At 59.6% G+C, this 21,657-nt stretch carries 19 protein-coding genes; 5 read left to right on the plus strand and 14 right to left on the minus strand.

The window, feature by feature from the left end:
• Window positions 1-30: 30 nt before the first annotated feature.
• Entirely contained in the window at window positions 31-2,073 is a 2,043-nt protein-coding gene (locus tag GC131_05460) for a PAS domain-containing protein (GenBank protein MBI1273510.1), read from the minus strand.
• A gap of 547 nt (window positions 2,074-2,620) precedes the next feature.
• Between GC131_05460 and GC131_05465 the strand changes: the two genes are divergently transcribed.
• Window positions 2,621-3,946, plus strand: coding sequence for a hypothetical protein (locus GC131_05465; GenBank protein MBI1273511.1), 1,326 nt, complete (start codon window positions 2,621-2,623; stop codon window positions 3,944-3,946).
• Here GC131_05465 and GC131_05470 read toward each other — a convergent pair whose 3' ends face one another.
• The 8 genes from GC131_05470 to GC131_05505 all read right to left on the minus strand — a co-directional run bounded on the left by GC131_05470 (window position 3,947) and on the right by GC131_05505 (window position 11,382).
• Entirely contained in the window at window positions 3,947-5,269 is a 1,323-nt protein-coding gene (locus GC131_05470) for an adenosylhomocysteinase (GenBank protein ID MBI1273512.1), read from the minus strand.
• 88 nt (window positions 5,270-5,357) lie between these two features.
• Window positions 5,358-6,959, minus strand: coding sequence for a tetratricopeptide repeat protein (locus GC131_05475; protein ID MBI1273513.1), 1,602 nt, complete (start codon window positions 6,957-6,959; stop codon window positions 5,358-5,360).
• 3 nt (window positions 6,960-6,962) lie between these two features.
• A complete protein-coding gene (ptsP, locus tag GC131_05480; GenBank protein ID MBI1273514.1) occupies window positions 6,963-8,768 on the minus strand; it encodes a phosphoenolpyruvate--protein phosphotransferase in 1,806 nt (601 codons plus the stop codon).
• Window positions 8,765-9,058 (minus strand): HPr family phosphocarrier protein, encoded by a 294-nt coding sequence (locus tag GC131_05485; GenBank protein ID MBI1273515.1) that lies wholly within the window; start codon window positions 9,056-9,058, stop codon window positions 8,765-8,767. The genes ptsP and GC131_05485 overlap by 4 nt, the downstream gene beginning before the upstream one ends.
• Before the next feature lie 32 nt (window positions 9,059-9,090).
• Window positions 9,091-9,492, minus strand: coding sequence for a PTS fructose transporter subunit IIA (locus GC131_05490; GenBank protein MBI1273516.1), 402 nt, complete (start codon window positions 9,490-9,492; stop codon window positions 9,091-9,093).
• Window positions 9,493-9,525: 33 nt separating this feature from the next.
• Window positions 9,526-10,437, minus strand: a complete 912-nt coding sequence (gene rapZ, locus GC131_05495; protein ID MBI1273517.1) for an RNase adapter RapZ — start codon at window positions 10,435-10,437, stop codon at window positions 9,526-9,528.
• Window positions 10,438-10,453: 16 nt separating this feature from the next.
• Window positions 10,454-10,918 carry a serine/threonine protein kinase gene (locus GC131_05500; protein MBI1273518.1) on the minus strand — a complete coding sequence of 155 codons (465 nt, stop codon included), beginning with the start codon at window positions 10,916-10,918 and terminating at the stop codon, window positions 10,454-10,456.
• Window positions 10,919-11,046: 128 nt separating this feature from the next.
• Complete coding sequence (locus GC131_05505) at window positions 11,047-11,382, minus strand: flagellar biosynthesis protein FlgC (protein MBI1273519.1); 336 nt, start codon at window positions 11,380-11,382, stop codon at window positions 11,047-11,049.
• Window positions 11,383-11,657: 275 nt separating this feature from the next.
• On the opposite strand from GC131_05505, the gene GC131_05510 reads away from it, so the two are divergent.
• Window positions 11,658-11,915 carry a hypothetical protein gene (locus tag GC131_05510; protein ID MBI1273520.1) on the plus strand — a complete coding sequence of 86 codons (258 nt, stop codon included), beginning with the start codon at window positions 11,658-11,660 and terminating at the stop codon, window positions 11,913-11,915.
• Window positions 11,916-11,983: 68 nt separating this feature from the next.
• Here GC131_05510 and GC131_05515 read toward each other — a convergent pair whose 3' ends face one another.
• The 5 genes from GC131_05515 to GC131_05535 all read right to left on the minus strand — a co-directional run bounded on the left by GC131_05515 (window position 11,984) and on the right by GC131_05535 (window position 16,244).
• A complete protein-coding gene (locus GC131_05515; protein MBI1273521.1) occupies window positions 11,984-12,691 on the minus strand; it encodes a queuosine precursor transporter in 708 nt (235 codons plus the stop codon).
• A 28-nt stretch (window positions 12,692-12,719) separates the two neighbouring features.
• A complete protein-coding gene (locus GC131_05520; protein ID MBI1273522.1) occupies window positions 12,720-13,133 on the minus strand; it encodes an EVE domain-containing protein in 414 nt (137 codons plus the stop codon).
• On the minus strand, window positions 13,134-14,138 hold the full coding sequence (locus GC131_05525) for an NAD(P)H-dependent glycerol-3-phosphate dehydrogenase (GenBank protein ID MBI1273523.1): 1,005 nt from the start codon (window positions 14,136-14,138) through the stop codon (window positions 13,134-13,136).
• 69 nt (window positions 14,139-14,207) lie between these two features.
• Window positions 14,208-15,245 (minus strand): hypothetical protein, encoded by a 1,038-nt coding sequence (locus GC131_05530; GenBank protein ID MBI1273524.1) that lies wholly within the window; start codon window positions 15,243-15,245, stop codon window positions 14,208-14,210.
• 3 nt (window positions 15,246-15,248) lie between these two features.
• Window positions 15,249-16,244: a hypothetical protein gene (locus tag GC131_05535; protein ID MBI1273525.1), complete on the minus strand. Its 996-nt coding sequence runs from the start codon at window positions 16,242-16,244 to the stop codon at window positions 15,249-15,251.
• Window positions 16,245-16,646: 402 nt separating this feature from the next.
• On the opposite strand from GC131_05535, the gene GC131_05540 reads away from it, so the two are divergent.
• From GC131_05540 to GC131_05550, 3 genes are read left to right on the plus strand one after another with little or no spacing between them, the layout of a single operon-like run.
• The gene (locus GC131_05540; GenBank protein ID MBI1273526.1) at window positions 16,647-18,002 is read left to right on the plus strand and encodes a histidine--tRNA ligase; all 1,356 of its coding nucleotides are present in this window, start codon (window positions 16,647-16,649) and stop codon (window positions 18,000-18,002) included.
• Window positions 18,003-18,007: 5 nt separating this feature from the next.
• Window positions 18,008-21,046 (plus strand): glycosyl transferase family 51, encoded by a 3,039-nt coding sequence (locus tag GC131_05545; GenBank protein MBI1273527.1) that lies wholly within the window; start codon window positions 18,008-18,010, stop codon window positions 21,044-21,046.
• 4 nt (window positions 21,047-21,050) lie between these two features.
• Window positions 21,051-21,605, plus strand: a complete 555-nt coding sequence (locus tag GC131_05550) for a hypothetical protein (GenBank protein ID MBI1273528.1) — start codon at window positions 21,051-21,053, stop codon at window positions 21,603-21,605.
• Window positions 21,606-21,657: the final 52 nt, after the last annotated feature.

Below are 21,657 nucleotides of genomic sequence, written 5' to 3' on the forward strand. Positions count from 1 at the left end.
CGGGCAAAGCTCAATGCTTCCTGTACGGGCTTATTCCGCTGCCAGGCGTCTGTCGGCCGTCTGCGTTTCCGGCATGCGCACCGGCAGTATGCAGGTGATGGTGGTGCCCTGGTTCAATTGGCTCTTGAGTTCGATCCTGCCGCCATGCAGTTCGACAAAGCTGCGGACCAGCGCGAGGCCGAGCCCGGCACCGCTTTGCCGCGCTTGCGGATTGGCGCGTTCGAACTTACCCCAAATCCGCTCCTGATCCTGCGACGAGATGCCGATGCCGTTATCAACCACGTTCAGCGTAACCCATTGTTCCTGTCTGCGGCCCTGCAGCACGATGCGACCGCCCGGCGGGGTGTATTGAATGGCGTTGCTGACGAGATTGAACAGAACCTGTTTGATGCGTTTTTCATCCACTTCGATACTGCCGACGGCGGCGTCGCAATCGACCACAATTTCCAGAGATTGCTGCCGCGCGCGCTCGCCGATCAGGTGGCTGACCGCCTGCAAAAGCTGCGAGACCTGCACGCTGCGTCGATCGAGCATCATGCGCCCGGCTTCGATAGTCGCGAGATCGAGCACGTCGTCGATCAGCGCTTTGAGCCGTTTGCTGCTTTCCATCATGGTGCGTGCATATTCGAGCTGGCGTTCGTTCAGCGTGCCGAAATACTGGTTGCTGAGGATTTCCGCGAAACCCGTGATGGTGTTGAGCGGTGTGCGAAGCTGATAGGATACGTTGGCGACAAATTCCGATTTCAGCCGGTCCGCCGTGGCCAGCGCAGCGTTGCTGGCGCGCAGCGCCTGCTCCACCTTCACCGTGTCGGTTACGTCAAGATAGCTGTTCAGCACCGCGCCATCCGGCAACGGCACCGTGGAAAATTCGATCACCGCGCCGTCGGCGCGGTCCAGCCGCCCGGCGCGCGCGGTACGGTCAAGCGTGTAGGAGATCATCTCGCCCTTGAACTTGGCCCAGTTATCGTAATGGTAGAAGGGCTTCATGCGCTCCAGCAGGTCGCTGATATGCGGCTCGCTCTCCAGATCTTCCTGCGGCATTTTCCAGATGCGCGAAAAGGCAGGGTTGGAAAGCTTCAGCCGCCCGTCAGAGCCGAACACGGCGATGCCCTCGGCCAGGTTGTCCAGTGTTTCGCGCTGCACGGCGATCAGCGTGTTGTAGGAAGATTCGAGCGCAAGCTTGTCGGTCACGTCTTCGTGCACGAACATCAGCCCGCCGAACGGGTGCGGCACGGTCACGATACGCAAGGCCGTGCCATCCGGCATATGCATCATATCCTCGCGCGGCTCGAGCAGCGAGGTGAACAGAGCGGTGCGTTCGCGCTTATAACGCTGGAAATCGGCATATTCCGGCACGCGGCGGCGCACACGCAAATCCTCCATGATCTCGCCCAGCGTCGGTTTCGATTGCAGGAAATTCTCGTCATGGTCCCACAGCCGAACATAGGAGCGGTTGTAAAATTCCAGCCGCTGATCGGAGCCGTAAACCGCGATAGGCGTCGCGAGATTTTCAAGCACTTCGTTGTGCGCCAGCGTATGACGCTGCAACGCTTCGTCTTTTTCCTCTTCCGCCGTCACGTCGATGGCATAGCCCATGATCTGGCTACGGCTCTCGCCTTCCGGCTCAAGCGCGGCCTTGGTCACCTCTACAAGACGGCGCTGCCCGTTGACAACAAGATGGTGCCGTTCGGTTTGCGGCTGGCCGGTGCCAAGTGCACGTGAAGCCAGCGCACGCGTGCCGGGCTGAATATTGTGCGGGAACAGCTCGATCTGCCGTTCGATCACATCTTCGCGTGCGGCATCAACCGCCTGCGCATACATGCTGTTACACCAGACGATCTTGAGATCGTCACCCATGATCCAGACCGGAAAGCCGCAGCGATCAAGGATCGAATAGACCTTGCCGGCGTTCGTATGCGCGGTCTTGACCTCGTCACTGGCCTTGTCGAGCCGCGCCTGGATCTCGCTGTAATCGCGAACCCATACGACATCGAGCGTTTCATCCGGTTTCGCACCGGGCTGACGCACACCGCGCACCGTAACGGGGCGGCCCTTGACGCTTATGGTGTTCATCGCGAACGGTTCGCCCGTTTGCTGCAACTGGCGGAACATGGAAAGCAGATCGGCCCCATCGCGCACGGCCTTCACGAGATCATCGAAATGGTTGAGTTTCTGGATACCGAGCAGCGTATGCGCGCCCGCAGTTTCAAGCAGCAGCCCTTCGGTGTTGAACAGGCAATAGCCGCGATGCTGGGTATTGATCACGGCGCGCGAACGGCGGCGCTCTTCCGCCATCCTGTTCATGTCTTCGCGGTCGTTGCCGTAAACGCGGCCAAGCCAGAAAACGAGGCCCGCGATCACGGTCGTCAAAACCAGCACGACAAGCAGCGCATTGGTGAACAGCCAAAGCTGCGCGCCCGCACCAACGCCGATCAGCACTGCCACGATATAGAGGGCAATGGCCAGACGCGCGATATGGCTTGATAGACCGTGCATAAGGGACCCGGGCTAGGCTGTGCAAAACAAGGCACGAAAGCGCGCTCGCACACGCCTCCGTACCCTAAGGGGTAGCCCGGCAGTGGTTAAAAGAGTCTTGCAGAATCAGGCCCCGGAACCACTTTTGCCGATTCCATCGGGCACCATGGATAAAACGCTGCGATCACGGCAGTTTATACGGTTAACCGCCACGGACATGTTCGTGAAACTATTAATTTTTCCTAAACAACCCGCTTTTTTTGTATTTTACGCTCGATATTTAAGTAGCAAGGATTTTCAAGAAATGACTTTGCAGGCATTAGCCCCGGATAACGCAGTACATCCAGATCCCGCACCCGAAGAAACGGAACAGCCTGCTATCGCACAGGTCGCAAGCATCGCCATCCATGGCGAGATAGGCGCGCATGTGCGCGCCGGCGGCTTTAAGGAAAGCCTTGCCATCGCCGAAGAGTGCAAAGACCTGAAAGTTCTGGTGCTGGATTTCGATTCGCCGGGTGGCGATAGCACCACCATGAAGGAAATGGCGTATCTGCTGGAAGAGTTTAAAAAAAGAAACCCCGGAATCAAGGTCGTCGCCAAGGTTAAAAACGCCTATTCAGCCGCATTCTGGCTCGCGTCGATCTGCGACCATATCCACATGCATCCCGAAGCGGGTGTGGGCAGCATCGGCGTTTTTCAAGCCCATTCGAGAAAGCCGGGCGACAATGTCGAAATTATCTCGTCACATGCATCCAAAACCGAACTGGACGAAGGCGAACGCGTCAGAGCACAAGCCGAAGTAAATGCTCTGCATACCGAATTCCGCGAACATGTATATAAACACCTGTCTGTGCGCGCCGTAGCCAACGGCGCGGCGCCATGGCCGAGTCTCCGGGACCTGGACGCCATGAATACACGGATTGCTGCGCGCAAAACCGAGGCGCATGCCCTTGCCTACAGGGTTGCCAAAATCATCAACGGCAAAAGCTGGATCTCACCCGCTCTTTTGCGATTCAAGCTGGTGCGAAACCTGATAACATGGCGCATGAAAGATGTTGAGCTTAACGCCATGACGGGGCTGGTCGATGAATTGATAAAAGCCGGACGCGAAGCGGAAGCGCGGCATAAAAGGCGGCCATATACCGTCACGCCGGCCGAACTGGCAAAAAAGTTTGAACAAAAAGTCGAATTTGGCATGACGAGGAACCATCCGCACGGGTTCCATCACCGTCTGCTCTACCAAACGCACACCTTTGACGCGAACGAGGCGCGCGCGCACGGGATCGGTGAAAGCGTGGGATACGACGAAGAATTCGCAGGCGTTTTACAGAAAAAGTTTGGCATCACCGAACCCGGCATGCTCAGCATTTCGGGCGGCGACTTGAATCAGATAGCCATCTTCATCAGTCTGGCAGCCAAGCGCGCACAAAAACTGGTTGCACGCACCAAAGCCGCCTATACGCCAAACTGATCAATACCTGTACGTATCCGGCTTGTACGGGCCTGCGACGTCAACGCCGATATATTCGGCCTGCTTGGCCGAAAGCTTCGTCAGCTTCGCGCCCAGCTTGTCGAGATGCAGGCGCGCGACCTTTTCATCCAGCTTCTTGGGCAGCACATAAACCTTCTTTTCGTACTGGCCCGGGTTCTGCCACAGCTCAATTTGCGCCAGCGTCTGGTTCGTGAACGAAGCGCTCATCACAAAGCTGGGGTGGCCCATGGCGCAACCGAGGTTCACAAGCCGGCCCTTGGCCAGCACGATCAGGCGCTTGCCGTCGGGGAACGTCACTTCGTCCACCTGCGGCTTGATTTCGTCCCACTTCATGTTGCTCAGCTGTTCGATCTGGATCTCGTTATCGAAGTGGCCGATGTTGCAAACGATTGCGCGATCCTTCATCGCCCGCATGTGATCGAGCGTGATAATGTCGGCATTGCCGGTGGCGGTCACGAAAATGTCGGCCTGCGGCGCGGCATCTTCCATCGTCACGATCTGGTAGCCTTCCATCGCCGCCTGCAACGCGTTGATGGGGTCAACTTCGGTCACCATAACGCGGGCGCCGGCGCTGCGCAGGCTGGCGGCCGAACCCTTACCCACATCGCCGTAACCGGCGACGCAAGCGATCTTGCCGGCCAGCATCACGTCGGTGGCGCGGCGGATGCCGTCAACCAGGCTTTCGCGGCAACCATACAGGTTGTCGAACTTCGATTTCGTCACGCTGTCGTTCACGTTGAAGGCGGGGATCAGCAGCTTGCCGCGCGCCGCCATTTCAAGCAGGCGGTGCACGCCGGTCGTGGTTTCTTCCGAAACACCGCGCACATCCTTCAGCATCGCGGGGTATTTTTCGTGCATATGCTTGGTCAGATCGCCGCCGTCATCCAGCAGCAAGTTGGGCTTCCAGTCGCCGGGGCCGGTGATGGTCTGTTCGATGCACCACCAGTATTCTTCCTCGGTCATGCCTTTCCAGGCGAACACGGGAATGCCTGCTGCGGCGATGGCGGCGGCGGCATGGTCCTGCGTCGAAAAGATGTTGCATGAAGACCAGCGCACTTCCGCGCCCAGATGCGTCAGCGTTTCGATCAGCACGGCGGTCTGGATCGTCATATGCAGGCAGCCAGTGATGCGCGCACCCTTGAGCGGCTGCTTGCTGCCGTATTCTTCGCGCACCGCCATCAGGCCCGGCATTTCGGTTTCGGCGATATCGATTTCCTTGCGCCCCCATGCGGCGAGCGACATGTCGCGCACCTTGCAATCCTGGTTGGCGGGGGCGGTTTTCTGGGCGGTGGCGGCGGTCATGCGTGACTCCATGGTGTAAAGGGTTGCCTGCTTTTAGCGGGTGGGCGCGGCAGGGTCAACCACGGCAAGGCCTGCCGGGGGCCCTGTTTTAGGGCTGCGCGCGCGGGTAGGCCTGCAGGCGCTTTTCCTGCATCAAGGCCTTGAAACGGCTGCGATAAAACTCTGCCTGTTCAGCATCGCCCATAGCCGCATAGGCATCCGCCAGCGCGCCATAGGCATGAAAGAAGCCCGGGTCCATCTCGATCGCCCGCTGCAATTCGGCAATCGCTTCCGCCAGATGGGCGCGGGCACCCGGGCCGCGCAGCAACGCGAGCGCAAGATTATGGTGCGTTTGCGGATAGACATCATACAAGGCGATGGCCTTGCGGTATTGTTCGACCGCGCGGGCGTAATCGCCGCGTTCTTCATAGGCCATGCCGAGATTGTTATAAACGCGCGCCACGCCGCTTTCATGGCGCAGGATGTGGCTGTAGAAAGTCACGGCATCGCGCCAGACCGTATTTTGCCGATAGGTGCAAATACCAAGCGTTGCGGCAACCGCAAGCGCGGCTATAACGGCAAAGCTCTGCGCACGCCGCCAACGGCCAAGCGTAACGGCAACCGCCTCCCCCGCGCCAATCGCAAGCCCCGCAGCGGGCAGGTAAAGCCAATGTTCGAGCACAAGCGCATTGACCGGCAACAGAATACCCGTGCACGGCGCGTAAGCAGCGCCCGCCCAGAATATTCCCCAACCGAGCGAGCGCGCACCGCGCCCGGCCTTGCCGAAAGCACCGCGCACGAACAATGCGGACGCAAGCAGCATGATCGCCGCGCCGCCAAGCACCGGCCCGGCCGCTGCGCTGGCAAAGACCGGGAATTCGCGCTCCATATGCAGCCCCGCGGGCCAGAACAGCATTTGCAAATAGGCAGGCAGGGTCGCGAGGAAAGTCCAGACTCGCACAGCCATGTCTTCGCTATAGTGGTTCGGAGTTTTGTAGAAATCCATTCCATCAAAATCAAGCAAGGTAAAACGCAGCGCAATATAGATGGCGGCAATGAGCCAAAGCGGCCAGGTTGCAAGCAGCGCCCTGGCACGGCCCGCGCCTTCATGCCTGAAGCTCACAACGCTGATCGCAAGCAACGGGAAAATAATCGCGGTTTCCTTGGCGAGCAGCCCGGCGATAAAGCAGACGCAAGCCGGAAGCATGGCGCGCCGCGCCGGGCCATGCGCCAACACCGCCGCGCCCAGCAAACAGAAAAATGCGTACAGCACGTCGGCGGTCGCGCTCATATACGTCACCGCCTCGGTATGCACCGGGTGCACCGCCCACAGCAGCGCGGCCAGAAACGCCGCGACCGGGTTGAACCCGAGCCCGCGCGCGAGCACAAGCAGCAAGCAGGCGTTGGCCGCATGCAGCATAATATTCAGGAAATGAAAGGCCGGTTCCGACGCGCCCGCGAATTGATAAACCAGCAGATAGAGCGTTATTTGCAGTGGCCTGTAAAAATTATCGGTACCGCCGAACCCGGCCGTGCTGGATGTCGTGAAAATATCGCCAAGCGAGTCCCAATTGCGCAAAAAGGCGTTCTTGAGGATCAAAAATTCGTCATCAAGCAGAAAGGCGTTGTCATAAACATCGGCGTAAACAGCCATAACGGCCAGCGCCAGCAGCAACAAAGCACCGGAGCCGCGGAGCCAGTTCGCGGCCACCGGTTAGCCCGCCTGCTTGGTGTTTTTCTTGAGCTGCCAACCTGTCGGCGTGAACATGCCGCCCTGTTCGACCAGGTGCCTGATTTCCTGTTCATCGGCCTTGGCCATGATCATACCGGCAAAGCCGCTCGCTTCCGTCAGGCTGAGACCGCGAATGGTGCGCTTGACCTCGGCGATGCGCGAAGGCGCCATCGAAAGTTCGCGCAAACCAAGCCCCATCAGCAGCGGCACGTAACGCTGGTCGCCCGCCATTTCGCCGCACAGCGAAACCGGTATGCGCGCGCGCAATGCCGCCGTGGTGGTAAAATGGATTAAGCGCAGCACAGCGGGGTGCAGCGGGTTGTATAAATCCGCCACCTGTTCGTCGCCGCGGTCGATCGCCAGCGTATATTGCGTAAGATCGTTGGAGCCGATCGCGAAAAAGTCGCTCACCTGCGCCAGCGCGTCCGCCGCCAGCGCCGCGCCGGGAATTTCGATCATCGCGCCTACAAGCGGCAATTTCTCCGGCAATTTGACGCCGCGGCGCTGCAGTTTCTTTGCCACCTGCAGCATATGTTCCTTGACCTGCAGCATCTGCTGCACGGTCGAAACCATGGGCACAAGGATGCGCAACGGCCCATGCGCCGCAGCGCGCAGCGCGGCCGCAAGCTGGGTATCAAGCAATTGCGGCTGCTTGAGGCCGAGCCGTATGGCGCGCAGCCCCAGCGCCGGGTTGGCGCTGATGCCTATGCTGTCGCCCAGCGCGGTCGCAAGCTTTTCGCCGCCGACATCGAGCGTGCGAACGGTCAGCATTCTGCCGTCCAGCTTGCCGAGCATTTTCTTCAGCGTTTCATACTGTTCGTCTTCGTCCGGTAAATCGGGCCGGTTCATGAACATGAATTCTGTCCGCAGCAGGCCGATGCCCTGCGCGCCGGCCGCAAGCGCATTATCAATCTCGCGCGGCAATTCAAGATTGGCGTGCATGCCGATCACGGTGCCGTCCTGCGTTTCGGCCGGAAGCTTGCGCAAGCTCTTCAATTTTTCCTGTTCGCGATTGCGTTTCGCGAGCTGCTGCCGTGCCTGCTTCAACGTCGCGGCGGTCGGGCGCACCACGACTTCACCGCGCCGCCCGTCGATCACGACAATGTCGCCGGTCGATACACCTTGTAAAAGCGCGGCCACGCCCAGCACGGCGGGCAACCCGAGCGCGCGCGCCATGATCGCGGCGTGCCCTTCGGCGCCGCCGAGCACGGCGGCAAAGCCGCTTACATGCGTCGGGTCCATCAGCGCGGTATCGGCAGGCGTGATTTCCTCGGTGATGATGATGCTGCCATCGGGGATGTTATCGAACGGATTGTATTTCTGTTCGAGCAAGTTGCGGATCAGGCGCGAGCCCACTTCCTGGATATCGGTCACGCGCGCCGCCAGATAGGCATCGTCCATCGCGCGGAAGCCTTCGCTGATAATGCCGATTTGCCGCTGGATCGCCGCCTCGGCATTGATTTTGTCCTGCTTGATGCTTTGTTCCACGCCGCGTACAAGCCGGGAGCCCGTCAGCATCGCCAAATGGGCCTCGAGCAGAATGCCCACTTCCTCCGCCGCGTTGGCAGGCAGGCTGGAGGCTTTATTCTTGAGCTTGGCGATCTGGCGGCGCGATTTTTCCATCGCCGCCTGAAAGCGCATGACCTCTTCATCGGTCTGCCCCGCGGGCACCGAATATTCGGGCACCTGCAGGCCGCGCATTTCGATCACATAGGCGGGGCCGATAGCGATGCCCGCGGCAACGCCGATGCCCGTCAGGGTTTTTTCACCGCCCGCTTTTGTCATCATTCTTCATCGAACTTGCGTTTGACCAGATCGACCAGCGCCGTGATCGCCTGCTGCGCTTCCGCGCCTTCGGCGCAAACCTTGAGCGTGGTACCGCGCGCCGCCGCCAGCATCATCAACCCCATGATCGAACAGCCGGAAACCCGCACATCGCCCTTGGTGACCTCGATCGTCGCCTTGAAGCCGCCCGCGAGCTTGACGAACTTCGCCGCCGCGCGCGCATGCAAGCCGCGCTGGTTGGAAACGAGCACCATTTCGCAAAGGCTGCCGCCGGAATGCTGCGCTTCGTCCATATTGCCGGCCCCCGGGGTCACCGCATCCATATTTATGAAGCCTGCAGCAGGGCGGAGGCGACGTTGATGTATTTGCGCCCGGCCTCCTGCGCTTCCTGCACCGCATCGGCCAGCGCCTTGCTTTCACGCACCGAAGCAAGCTTGATCAGCATGGGCAAATTGACGCCCGCGATCACCTCAACCTTCGCCTTGCCGAGGATCGAGATAGCGAGGTTGCTTGGCGTACCGCCAAACATATCGGTCAGCAGCACAACGCCCTTGCCGCGGTCCACCGCCGCCACCGCCGCCAGCAAATCGGCGCGGCGCTTTTCCACATCGTCCTGCGGGCCGATATTGATGGCCATCGCCTGTTTCTGCGGGCCGACGACGTGTTCAAGCGCCGCAAGCATTTCGGTGCCGAGCTTGCCGTGGGTGATAAGTACAATGCCGATCATGCAATACCTTTCGCCTGTTATCCTCGCAGGGGCCTAGTCCTTGCCCCGCCGGTCAAGATCGCGGTGACCAATACCGACAATATAGCCCTGCGCCGCTATTATAGTACCCAATTGCTCGGCGACCAATACCGAACGATGCCGCCCGCCGGTGCAGCCGACAGCGAGGGTAAGATAGCTTTTTCCCTCCTGCGCATAGCGTGGCAGCAGTGTGATCAGCCAATCACCGAGGCCGGACAGGAATTTCGCGTAATCCGGGTCCTGCGCGATATACTCGGCCACATCGGCATCAAGCCCGGTCATCTGGCGCAGATGCGGTTGCCAGTGCGGATTGTTGAGAAAACGCACATCGAACACGAGGTCGGCTTCGCGCGGCAATCCGCGGCGATACGCGAAGGATGTGATGAACAGGGAAAGCCCGGAAGCCGCATCGAGCCGGTAATGGCCGACAATCAGCCTCCGCAACTCGTGGATCGAAAGCAACGAGGTATCGAGCACATGGTCGGCTTCATCGCGCACCTGCCAAAGCATCTCGCGTTCCTGCCTGATGCCGTCGCTTACGGGCCGGTCAATCGCCAGCGGGTGGCGGCGGCGCGTTTCGGTGAAACGCTGTTGCAGGGCTTCGTCCGAACATTCAAGAAATACAAGTTTCGCGTCCAGCGCGCCGTCCGCCTGCAATTGCTGGTAGCCGGTCAGCAGCGCGGCCACGGAAAAATCCGGATTGCGCGTATCGACACCGACCGCGAGCGGCATGTGGCTGCGCGCGGTTTGCTTGACCAAGGCGCCGATCAAACCAAGACGCAGGTTATCCACCGCCTCATAACCCAGATCCTCGAGCGCCTTGAGCGCGGTGGACATACCCGCGCCCGACATGCCGGTCACGATCACGACCCTGCGGCGTCCGCCGGTTTCGTCATGGTTGTTGTCGTTCTCGGCGGCCGTGGTCATATGGTCCGTTCGCGCGTTAGGTGGAGGCGGGCGAGAGTGTTTGCTCGACCAGCGGGCAACAAAGCGCCGTGAAGATCTTGGCCGGGGTGGAAGGATGCAGCGCGCCGAGCCTAATGCGCCTGACGGGGTGGTCAAGCAGCATCATATTGTCCGGTTCGGGCATGCGTTCGGGCGCGGTATCGTGCGGCAAAAGATCGACCACCAGCGAAAGCGGCGCTTGCGCGCACAACTTGTCTTCCGGCAATCTCACAATTCCGATGCCATAAATTTCAAGCAACCCGCGCAACGTTTCCGGCGGGCGGGCGATCACATGTTCGCAATCCCACAATACATGCACCTGATCGTCAGCCACCAGCCGCGCGCCCTGCCGGATCAGCCGCAGCGCGAGATCGGATTTGCCGATACCCGAAGGGCCGGTCAGCAAAACGCCCTTGGTATCTATGGTCAGGCAGGTGCCGTGCATCAGGGTCGGGGCTGTCATGGGCCAAGGTTAGCACGCCCATGGACATAGACAAACCGGGCAGGTTTGTGCCGCACATGGGCGCGACGAAAAAAAATTTTATAGTTAAAAATCTATGAATTGGTTGATGAAAGATTAAGCGAAATTAATCAAACCAGCGCATCGAGGAGGTAATCGTCCATCTCCTTGCTGGTCTTGATGATCGAGGCATTTGCCTTGTATGCGACCTCGGCCATTTTTATCTGCACGAGCTCGTTTGCCAGATCCACATTGGGCGTGGCCACGAGCCCATCCGCATTGGCATAGGGCGAAAATGGGTCGGAAGCGGCGTAATAAGCAGGTTCGTAGGCTTGCAGCTCCGTACGCACACCAAGCCCGCCGCCAGCGCCGTCAGACACGGGCAGCGATATGGCCCGCACGGGCTGATAGCTGCCCGCCGGTTCGCCCGGCGATGCAGGCAACCGTCCACGGGCCGATATTGGCAATGTTGTTTGCCGAAGCCTGTATGCGTCTGAACGAGGTTTCGAGCCCGCTCACCGCTATGCTTAACGATGTGTTCATAACTCGGGCCATTTTACACTGTCAGCATTAATGTTTTTGAAAGATTCCCCTGCTTTTTATTGATCATCACGAAACGAGATTCGCCGCAAATCGCTGGTAACCATGTTGGCGCGAAATTAACGGGGAATTTAAGAATCACTGGTATCGTCAGGGGAACAGAAAAATGAAAACCAACGACCAACAGACGCAGGTTTTAACCATGGCCCAGGAACGCGAACAACGCTCGATGCCGAGCACGGACGATACGCTTGATCGCCTGATCGCCATGACCAACCAGACCAATCTTGTCGCGCTCGACAAGACGCTGGCCGCGATCCGTCGCGCCTCTTCGGGCTATGCCGCTGCCGCTGCGCGCGTCGGCTCGATCGGCGAACGCATCGTGCGCGCCGCCCACGAAGTTGGCCTGACGCTGCCGATCGAGCAGCGTATCGCCACCACGATGGAGCAGTATTACTAGTTTCCCGGAACAGTTTCCAAACTTAAGCCCCGTTTGAGGTAACAAGCGGGGCTTTTTTCTTGGTTAAATCAGAATTTCATAATCGGCGTCGGCTGCCGATCAAAATGTTCGACCCCTTCAAGCTTCTTGAGTTTGACGACGAACAGCGTCGTAAAAGGCACGACAAGGGTTTCATAGGCAATCTTGATAAGCCATGCGGTTATAATCATGGAAACGACCACTTCGGTCGGAACCACGCCAAGAAATGCTATGCCATAAAAAGCAATGCTGTCGACAAACTGCGCAGCCACCGTTGAAACAACGGCGCGAACCGGAAAATTCCGCGCGGCCGACCGTATCTTCATTCGTGACATTACCCATGAATTGGTAAATTCGCACAGCAGGTAGGCCACATAGGATGCAAGCGCAACGCGCGGCAAAGCGCCATGAATTTCCGCAAACGCTTCCTGCTGCGTATAGTCGGCCGCGGGTGGTAAAAATATAGAAATCTGCGTGAAAGCCAGAAGCATTAAGCAGGAAACGAAGCCCATCCAGATCAACCGCCGGGTGCGGTTAAACCCGTAAACTTCGGTCAGAATATCGCCGAAAACGCAACTGAGCGGGTAAATCAATATGGATGCGCTAAGCACAAACGGCCCTGCCTGAAACAGCTTGCCTGCCGTTACCCACGTTATCAGAAGGGCACAAATATATAGGGATCCGACAATCTCTATATAGCGCGGCTGCCATTGCTTGTCGTTACCGGTTTCTTTCAGGCTTAAATCGCGCTCAAGCATACCGAGCCTCCAGTTGTGTTTTTTAAGTCTAGCCTTTTTGCTCACCCAGCGCCAGAACGCGCTTCCACTGCGCGGCCGTTACGGGCGAAACCGAAAGCCTGCCCTGCCGTACCAGCGCCATATCCTTCAGCGCCTTGTCGGCCTTGATCTGCGCCAGCGTGACCGGTTTCTTCAACGCCCGCACGGGCACCACATCCACCATCACGAACTTGCCTGCCTTGTCGCTTTTGTCGGGATAGGCGGCACGGACGATCTTCATAATGCCCACAATCTCCTTCCCTTCGTTGGAATGGTAGAAGAAAGCCTGATCGCCCGGCGTCATCGCGCGCATATTGTTAGCCGCCTGATGGTTGCGCACACCGTCCCAGCCGCCCTTGCCGTCACGCGCCAGCTCGGCCCACGGATAGACATGCGGTTCCGATTTCATCAGCCAATAGGCCATCTAGCGCGTTTCCTGCTTGATCGGCCGTGCCAGCAGCGCGACGATGGTATCGTCCACATCGGCATCGCGGTTCAAAATGGCATCGACCGCAGCGATAATCGGCACATCAACCTTGTGCTTCTTCGCAAGCTTCACGGCGGCGGCGGCGGTATAGACACCTTCGGCCACCGAGCGGCGCGCGCCCAGAATATCCTTCAGCTTCCTGCCCTGCCCCAGCGCGAAGCCCAGCGTCATGTTGCGGGATTGCTGCCCCGCGCATGTCAGCACAAGGTCACCGAGCCCGGAAAGCCCCATAAAGGTTTCGGCGCGCCCGCCGCACGCGACGCCAAGCCGCGCCAGTTCGGCAAGGCCGCGCGTGATGATGGCGGCGCGGCCGTTATCGCCCAGCTTGTGGCCTTCAACAACCCCGCTGGCGATCGCCAGCACGTTCTTAACCGCACCGCCGATCTGCACACCAATAACATCGCTTGAAACATAGGGGCGCAGCGTGCGGCTGCCGATAGCCTTGGCCAGCGCGGGGCCGAGCTTTTTATCCTTGCAGGCCAGCGTCACGGCCGTGGGCATGTTCTTGGCTACTTCGGCCGCAAAGGTCGGCCCGGAAAGCACGGCGATGGGATGCTTGGGCAGCGTTTTGGTCACGACTTCGCTCATTAAACAAAGCGTTTTCTGCTCGATGCCCTTGGCACAGATGATAAGCGGAATTTTCGGTTTGATTTTTTTCTTCAGGTCAGCGCACACGACACGCATATGCTGCGCCGGAACCGCCAGCACCAGCGCATCGCATTTCTTGAAATCATCAAAATCGCCGCTGGCGTGAAGGCCGGGATCGAGCGGGATTTTGGGCAAAAATACCGGGTTGCGATGCTGCTTGTTGATGGCGGCGATAATATCGGGTTCCCGCGCCCAGATCGTCGCCTGCCGCCCGGCGCGTATGAGCGAGAGCCCGAGCGCCGTGCCCCATGCGCCCGCGCCGATGATACCAAAATGCGAGAAAGTCGAAGCCATGAAGCGCCTCCTGATGCGGGGAACACCATAACCATAACGGCCGCCGCAGGGAAGTCCGTGTTTGTCCGCCTAGCGCTTGCCGAGATCGAGCCCGGTGATGGAAGTGTTGGTGGGGCCGGGGCCGGCAAGAATGTTCATGCGGGCAATCAGCTTGTCCACATAGGTGTTGATCATGCCGATGCGGCCTTCGCGGATCAGGGCGCGCACCGGGTCGCCGTTATGGCCGTCTTCCGTGGTGATATAGCGCAGAAACGGGCAATTGGTGCCGAGCGTCTGGTGCAGAACCGCCGTCAGGCCCTGCGCCAGCATGAAGTTGGCGGAATGGCCGATACTTTGTTCGGCAAGATGCACGAGCCCCATCAAACTTTCTTCTATCGAACCGGCATGGATGGTGGTGATGACAAGATGGCCCGTGGTGGCGGCGCGCAAAATCTGTTCCGCCGCGCGCGGGCTGCGCACTTCGCCAACCAGCATATAGCGCGGCGTCCAGCGCAAGGCGCGCTTGAGCGGCGTGACCCAATCTTCGTTATCCTCGACCTGCACCTGATAGCAGTAGCCGTTTTCGCCCACCGGGCCATCGAGCATGTATTCGACCGGGTCTTCGATCGAGATCGCGACGCCGCCGTTGCGTTCGAGATAATCCTTGAGCAGCGCGAAAGAGGTTGTCGTTTTGCCGTGGCCGGTTGAGCCCGAGATCAGCACAAGCCCGTCGCGGCGCCCGAGCGAGCGCAGCATGTTAATGATCTGCGGCGCGTAGTTCAGATCTTCCAGCTTCGGCACCTTGGAGTTGATGCGGCGTAAAATCACCCATTCGGCGCCCGTGGCCAGCTTTTGGTAGGAAAGGCGGAAGCGCACGCCGTCATATTCGAACGCGCTGTCGGGCGTTGTAAAATCGGCACGGACCTTTTCCGCGATTTGTGCCGCTTCAGCCATATAGGCCGTTGGCAAGGGCCGCGACCATGCGTTGGATTCGTCGCGCGCCTGCGAACGGTAGCGGGCTTCCCCCGGCTTATCGATGCGCAGATACAAATCCATGAAGGCCAGATCGCGCAAGCGCGTGCTTTCCCGCCCGTCCTGCTGCCAATCATGTTGCCCGGGCGTTTGCATGGCCTACCGTTTCCCCGTAGCCGCCGCCACGGGCATGCCCGGCGCGGCGGCGCCGAACGTGCCTTGCGTGTTAAGCTTGGCCGATATTTTGTCGATGTAGGTCGAAATCATGCCGATTTTGCGTTCACGGATCAGCGAGCGCACGGGATCACCGGGCGCGTTTTCTTCGGTGAACAGATAGCGGATATAGGGCCCCATTTCCCGCATGGTCTGGTAGATCACGGCCGTGAGGCTCGAAGACAAAATGTTTTCGACCCCCGGGCCCATCGCCTGTTCGGCAAGGTGGATAATGCCCATCAAAGCCTCTTCGGGCGCACCGGCATGCACGGTCGTAACGACAAGATGCCCGGTCGATGCGGCACGCAGCAATTGTTCGGCCGCCTTGGGTGTGCGGATTTCGCCCACGAATATGTAACGCGGCGCCCAGCGCAAAGAGCGTTTCAGCGCGGAGGCCCACTCTTCATCGGAACCCACTTCGACCTGAAAGCAGAAACCGCTGTCGCCGTGACGGCCCTTGATGATGTATTCGGTCGGATCCTCGATCGTCACCGCCGTGCCGCCATAGTGGCGCAGAAAATCGACCAGCAGCGCGGTCGCAGTCGTGGTCTTGCCCTGCCCGGTAGCGCCGGAAACAACGACCAGCCCGTCGCGCTGCCCAAGCTGACGCATGTGGTTGAGCAGCGTGGGCATCAACCCAAGCTTCTCGAGTTCGGGAATATCGGTATTGATGCGGCGGATACAGGCCCAGTGCGTGCCATCCGCCATATGTTGTTTGGAAAGGCGAAAGCGCAGCCCTTCGAAATCCATCGAACCGTCGCTGTCCTGCCGCTTGTTCAGTTCGGCCGCGAGGCGTTCCGTCACGGCCGCATATTCGGGCGGCACCTCAAGGTTGGCGTGCGTGCGCCCGGCCTTGCGCGGCAAATAGAGCGCAACTTCCTTCTGATCGAGCCTGACATACAGGTCCGAGAAATTGAGATCGCGCAGGCTGGCTTCGCTCATAGCAGGCTCGTGCTCTCGCCGGCACAGACTGGCTGGCCGGGCATGTGTGGGTCCGAGTTAACCATAATCGCCTGAAAAGGCTAATTCGCAGTTAATTCAATGTCACAAAAACCGGGAAATTTTGTTATTTTCCAACATATTACCGATTCGGACACGAAAATCCCTGCCTGCCCTGCCTGTCCCCCCATACGGGCGGCTGCGATGGACAGCAAACATCGCATAAAGCCAAGCGGCGGCAGGGTTACCGGGTGACCACAGGTTTTAAAAAATACAATTATATTCAATAGGTTATACGGAAAGGCAAGCGGGTAAAAATCTGCAGCGACTCATAGCTTTCTGCTTCATAAACCGCTAAAACGTCTGTCATTCCTTCATATTTTCTTGCCCGAACGCTGCTCATCGATGTCGATCACCGCCCCACGCACCCCCGCCGGAACAATGGAACTGCTGCCGCGCGAGCAGATGGCGTTCCAGCACATGCTCGATACCATCAGGCGCGGCTATGAACGTTTCGGGTTCGTGCCCGTTGAAACACCGGCGTTCGAGATCAAGGATGTGCTGCTCACCAAATCGGGCGGCGAAACCGAAAAGCAGGTTTACTTCGTGCAATCTTCGGGCGCGCGCGAACAGGGGCACGATATCGATCTCGCGCTGCGTTTCGATCTGACGGTGCCGCTGGCGCGCTATGTGGCGGAGCACGAGCGCGAACTCGCCTTCCCGTTCCGCCGCTACCAGATCCAGCGCGTCTATCGCGGCGAGCGCGCGCAGAAGGGCCGCTTCCGCGAATTCTACCAGTGCGATATCGACGTGATCGGCAAAGACAAGCTCGATCCCGTCTTCGATGCCGAAATGCCCGCGATCATTGCGCAGATATTCGAAGAGCTGCAGGTCGGCGATTTCACGATCAATTTCAGCAACCGCAAAATATTGCTCGGCCTTGCGGCGGCGCTGAATGTCCCGGCGGACAAGCAGGGTCTTGTGCTGCGCGAAATCGACAAGATCGACAAAATCGGCGCCGACAAAGTGCGCGAAGCGCTTGGCACGCTTGGCATGGCGGAAAAGGATGCCGCGCGCATGCTGCGGCTCGTCGCGCTGAAAGGCAGCAAGCAAGATATCGTCGCCGCGCTGCAGGCCGAGAAAATTGACAACCCGCTGTTCAAGGAAGGCTTCGATGAACTGACGGCCGTCGTCGCCGCTCTCGTGGCCTTGGGTGTGCCGGAAGAACGCGCGCGCCTCAACCTCGCGATCGCGCGCGGGCTCGATTACTATACCGGCACGGTCTATGAAACCTTTCTGGCGGACGCGCCACAGCTGGGCAGCGTATGTTCGGGCGGGCGCTATGAAAACCTCGCCAGCCACTACACGAAATCAAGCCTGCCCGGCGTCGGCATCTCGATCGGCGCGACGCGCCTGTTCGACCATTTGCGCGGCAACGGCTGGCGCGGGCTCGGCGCCAGCAATCTGCAGGTGCTTGTCGCGAACCTCGATCCCGCGCTGCGTGCCGATTACCTCGCGCTGGCCACGCAGCTGCGGCGCGCAGGCATCAACACCGAAGTTTATCTCGAAGCCGCCAAGCTCGACAAACAAATGAAATACGCCAGCCGCACCGGCGTGCCATATTGCATTTTGCTTGGCAGCGAAGAAAAGCAGCGCGGCATTGTCACGGTCAAGGATCTGGACGCCAAGCAGCAAGGCGACGTGCCTGCGGCAGACCTGCCGGCGCATATGGCGAAACTTCTGCAAGCGCGGGCGGGCTAGGCGCGATGCGTTCAATCAAACCCATATGGCTGCTGGTCATTCTGATGTTCATCAGCGGGATCGTCGCCGTCTGCATCTGGGCGGGCGAAGAAATGCGCAGCTCCCGCCTGCAGGCGCGCAACCTGTCACAAATGGCCGGATCCATGACGGTTGCGGTCGAAGATGGGCCGCAGCAATCCGCCTGGTTCCCAACCTACGGCCCCTATAACCAGCGGCTTGGCTATACCTACCTGCCTTACTTCATCAAGGCGCTGCGCGGCAGCAATTATGAAGTGAATGCACAGGCGCAGCCTTCCAAGGAATTTATGCGCTTCGTGCATTTCGGCGGCTTCCCGATTTACCGCGCCAAGACCACCGCCGGGCTTGCCATCTATGATCGCAACGGCGCGGCGCTGCACAGCATGCGCTACCCCACGCGCACCTTCGATAATTTCGACGCCATCCCGCCGGTGCTGACCGGCACGCTTCTGTTCATCGAAAACCGCGAGCTGCTTGACCCCGATGCGTCGCCCACGCGTAACCCGGCGATCGAATGGGACCGTTTCATGCTGGCCGGGTTTGGCCACATCCTTGGCCTGTTCGTGCCCAGCGTCAACACCGGCGGCGGCAGCACGCTTGCGACGCAGATTGAAAAGTTCCGTTTTTCACCCGAAGGCCAGACATCAAGCGCGCGCGAAAAGATCAAGCAGATCATCTCCGCCAGCATGCGCGCCTATATGGACGGGCCCGATACTACCGGCACGCGCCGGCAAATCGTGCTGGACTATCTGAACGCCACGCCGCTTTCCGCCCGCGCGGGCTGGGGAGAAATCAACGGCGTGGGCGACGGGTTGTGGGCATGGTTCGGGCGCGAATTGCACGACACCAGCGCGCAACTGAACTTCGATGAAGATGACCGGGATTTGCTACGCGTCAAAGCGCAAGCCTACCGCCATGTGCTGGCGCTTATCCTTGCGCAGCGGCGGCCATCCTATTATCTGGCCACCAACCGCGGCGAGCTTGAGCAATTGATCGATATCACGCTCACGCAGCTCGCCCAGGCGGGCGTGATCACGGCCAAGCTGCGCGATGCGGCGGCGAAGGAAAAGCTTTTGTTCCTTGCCGCGCCGCCGCCGGTACCCGGCTATTCCTTTGTCGCACAAAAGGCCGTCAGCGCGGTGCGCATGCATTTGTTAAATCTTTTCGGCATCAAGAGCCTGTACGAGCTCGATCGCTTTGACATGCGCGCTTCCACAACGCTCGATATGCCGGTGCAGGAAAAAGTGACCGATTTCCTGCAAAAGCTGAAAGACCCGGATTTTCTCAAGGAAGCCGGGCTGCAGGGCTTCCGCCTGCTGGGTGAAAACAGTGACCCGACCAAAATCAACTGGACCATCGTGCTGTATGAAAAAGGCGAAGGCGGCAACGAGGTGCGCGTACAGGCCGATAATCTCGATCAGCCGCTCGATCTGAATGAAGGCGCCAAGCTCGATCTCGGTTCCACCGCAAAGCTGCGGACCATGATCACCTATCTCGAAATTCTCAGCGAATTGCACAAGCGCTTTGCCGCCTTCGACGACGACGCGCTGGCCGAGGTGACAGAAGACGCGCCGGATGCGCTGACCAAATGGACGATCACATGGCTGCGCGAACACAAGGACCGCAACCTTCAAGCCATGCTGGATGACGCGATCCAGCGCAGCTATTCCGCCAACCCGCGCGAAACTTTCTATACCGGCGGCGGCGTGCATCGCTTCAACAATTTCGACCATAAGGACGATCACAGGATCGTCCCGCTTGCGGAAGCCTTCCGCCATTCGATCAACCTGCCCTTCATCCGGCTGATGCGCGATATCGTCAATTACACGATCGCGCAGGGCCCGGAGCGCAAACAGGTCATACTTGGTGACCCGGATTACCCGGCGCGGCAGGAATATCTTGAACGCTTCGCCGATCAGGAAGGCAGCGTCTTTCTCAATCGCTACTTCGTCGAATACAGCAAGCTGGACGAGGAAGAGTCGTTCGAGCGGCTGATCAAACGCAGCCGCAAAAGCATGACGGCGCTGACGACCGTTTACCGTTCGGTCTATCCCGAACAGCCCGCGAGCGCGCTGGCGGAATTTCTGCGCGAACGCGTGCCGGGCCGCCGGCTGAGCGACGAACAGGTCGCGCGCTATTACGTCAGCTACGGCACCGACGCCTATAACCTTGCTGACCGCGGTTATATCGCGGGCGTGCACCCGCTTGAACTTTGGCTGGTCGGATGGTTGCGCGAAAACCGTGGCGTGGCGCGGCGCGACATGCTGAAGGCCAGCCGCGACCAGCGCTTGCAAACCTATAGCTGGCTTTTCCGCACGCGCCATAAATCGGCGCAAGACAACCGCATCCGCATTTTGCTCGAACAGGATGCCTTCGATACCATCCAGCAGCGTTGGGCCCGGCTCGGTTATCCGTTCGGGCGGCTGGTGCCGAGCCTCGCGACCGCGATCGGCAGCTCGGCCGACAAGCCGGGCGCGCTGGCCGAACTGATGGGCATCATCGTCAATGACGGCGTAAAGCTGCCGACCGTACGGTTGAAATCGGTCGAATTCGCGCCGGGCACGCCCTACCAAACCGCCATGACCCGCAAAGACCGACCGGGCGAAAAGGTTTTGCCGCATGAGGTTGTTGCCACCGTGCGCACGGCGTTGATGGATGTGGTTGCGAACGGCACCGCGCGCCGCGTTTCCGGCGTGTTCAAGGATGCGGCGGGTAATTTGCTGCCCGTCGGCGGCAAAACCGGCACGGGCGATCATCGCTTCGATGAATTCGCGCCCGGCGGACGGCTGATATCGTCGCGCGTCGTTAAACGCACGGCCACCCTCGTTTTCTTCATCGACGACCGCCTGTTCGGCAGCATCACGGCCTATGTGGCCGGGCCCGACGCCGCAAAATACAGCTTCACAAGCGCCTTGCCAGCTCAGATGCTGACGGCGATGGCCCCTATTTTACAACCACTTGTGGATGAAAAGCAGCCCGCCACGATCAGCGCGGTTGAAACCGCACGCGCAGCTTCGCTACCCTAGGGCCATGAATCGCCCAGCCTTCATATTCCCGCTTCTTCTCGCGGTCGCTTTGGCCGCACCCGCAGCAGCCGAACAGCAACAGCTTCCACCCCTGCCCGCGCCGCCCGGCGCGCCCATGCTGCACGGCAGGTTCGGCGACTGGGCCGTCTATAGCTACAAGGAAAACGGCCTGCCGGTCTGCTTCATGAAGAGCGAACCGAAAAAACAGGCGCGCATGCGCGGGCGCGGCGACACGTACATTATGGTCACGCACCGCCCGGCGGAAAACAGCCTGAACGTTCTGCACATTACGGCGGGCTTCGATTACCTTGCGCAAAGCGATGTACGCCTGACGATCGACGGCAAGAATTATATTATGTTCACCGACAAGGACCATGCATGGGGGCGCGACGCGACGACCGACCGCATCATCGTCGCTGCCATGCGTGACGGTAAAAGCGCCCTGACGGTACGCGGGCGCGACCGCAAGGGCAGCAGCATAACCGACAGCTATAGCCTGAAGGGCGCCACGGCGGCCTGGAAGGCGCTGAACAAGGCCTGCAAGGTGGCCGCGCAGTAAGCCTTTATATTTGCCGCCAAAATGCGAAAGCTTTGACTTTGCGGCCCCGTTC

This window comes from Alphaproteobacteria bacterium, from assembly GCA_016124955.1.
In the GTDB taxonomy this organism is placed as follows: Bacteria; Pseudomonadota; Alphaproteobacteria; order UBA9219; family RFNS01; genus RI-461.

Coding starts and splice junctions, on each gene's coding strand:
- rapZ (MBI1273517.1), bottom strand. CDS start 10,437: ATGACCACGGCCGCCGAGAACGACAACAACCATGACGAAACCGGCGGA.
- GC131_05490 (MBI1273516.1), bottom strand. CDS start 9,492: ATGATCGGCATTGTACTTATCACCCACGGCAAGCTCGGCACCGAAATG.
- GC131_05525 (MBI1273523.1), bottom strand. CDS start 14,138: ATGGCTTCGACTTTCTCGCATTTTGGTATCATCGGCGCGGGCGCATGG.
- GC131_05470 (MBI1273512.1), bottom strand. CDS start 5,269: ATGACCGCCGCCACCGCCCAGAAAACCGCCCCCGCCAACCAGGATTGC.
- GC131_05485 (MBI1273515.1), bottom strand. CDS start 9,058: ATGGACGAAGCGCAGCATTCCGGCGGCAGCCTTTGCGAAATGGTGCTC.
- GC131_05520 (MBI1273522.1), bottom strand. CDS start 13,133: ATGGCCTATTGGCTGATGAAATCGGAACCGCATGTCTATCCGTGGGCC.
- ptsP (MBI1273514.1), bottom strand. CDS start 8,768: ATGATGACAAAAGCGGGCGGTGAAAAAACCCTGACGGGCATCGGCGTT.
- GC131_05460 (MBI1273510.1), bottom strand. CDS start 2,073: ATGAACACCATAAGCGTCAAGGGCCGCCCCGTTACGGTGCGCGGTGTG.
- GC131_05500 (MBI1273518.1), bottom strand. CDS start 10,918: ATGACAGCCCCGACCCTGATGCACGGCACCTGCCTGACCATAGATACC.
- GC131_05510 (MBI1273520.1), top strand. CDS start 11,658: ATGGCCCAGGAACGCGAACAACGCTCGATGCCGAGCACGGACGATACG.
- GC131_05530 (MBI1273524.1), bottom strand. CDS start 15,245: ATGCAAACGCCCGGGCAACATGATTGGCAGCAGGACGGGCGGGAAAGC.
- GC131_05515 (MBI1273521.1), bottom strand. CDS start 12,691: ATGCTTGAGCGCGATTTAAGCCTGAAAGAAACCGGTAACGACAAGCAA.
- GC131_05540 (MBI1273526.1), top strand. CDS start 16,647: ATGTCGATCACCGCCCCACGCACCCCCGCCGGAACAATGGAACTGCTG.
- GC131_05550 (MBI1273528.1), top strand. CDS start 21,051: ATGAATCGCCCAGCCTTCATATTCCCGCTTCTTCTCGCGGTCGCTTTG.
- GC131_05535 (MBI1273525.1), bottom strand. CDS start 16,244: ATGAGCGAAGCCAGCCTGCGCGATCTCAATTTCTCGGACCTGTATGTC.
- GC131_05545 (MBI1273527.1), top strand. CDS start 18,008: ATGCGTTCAATCAAACCCATATGGCTGCTGGTCATTCTGATGTTCATC.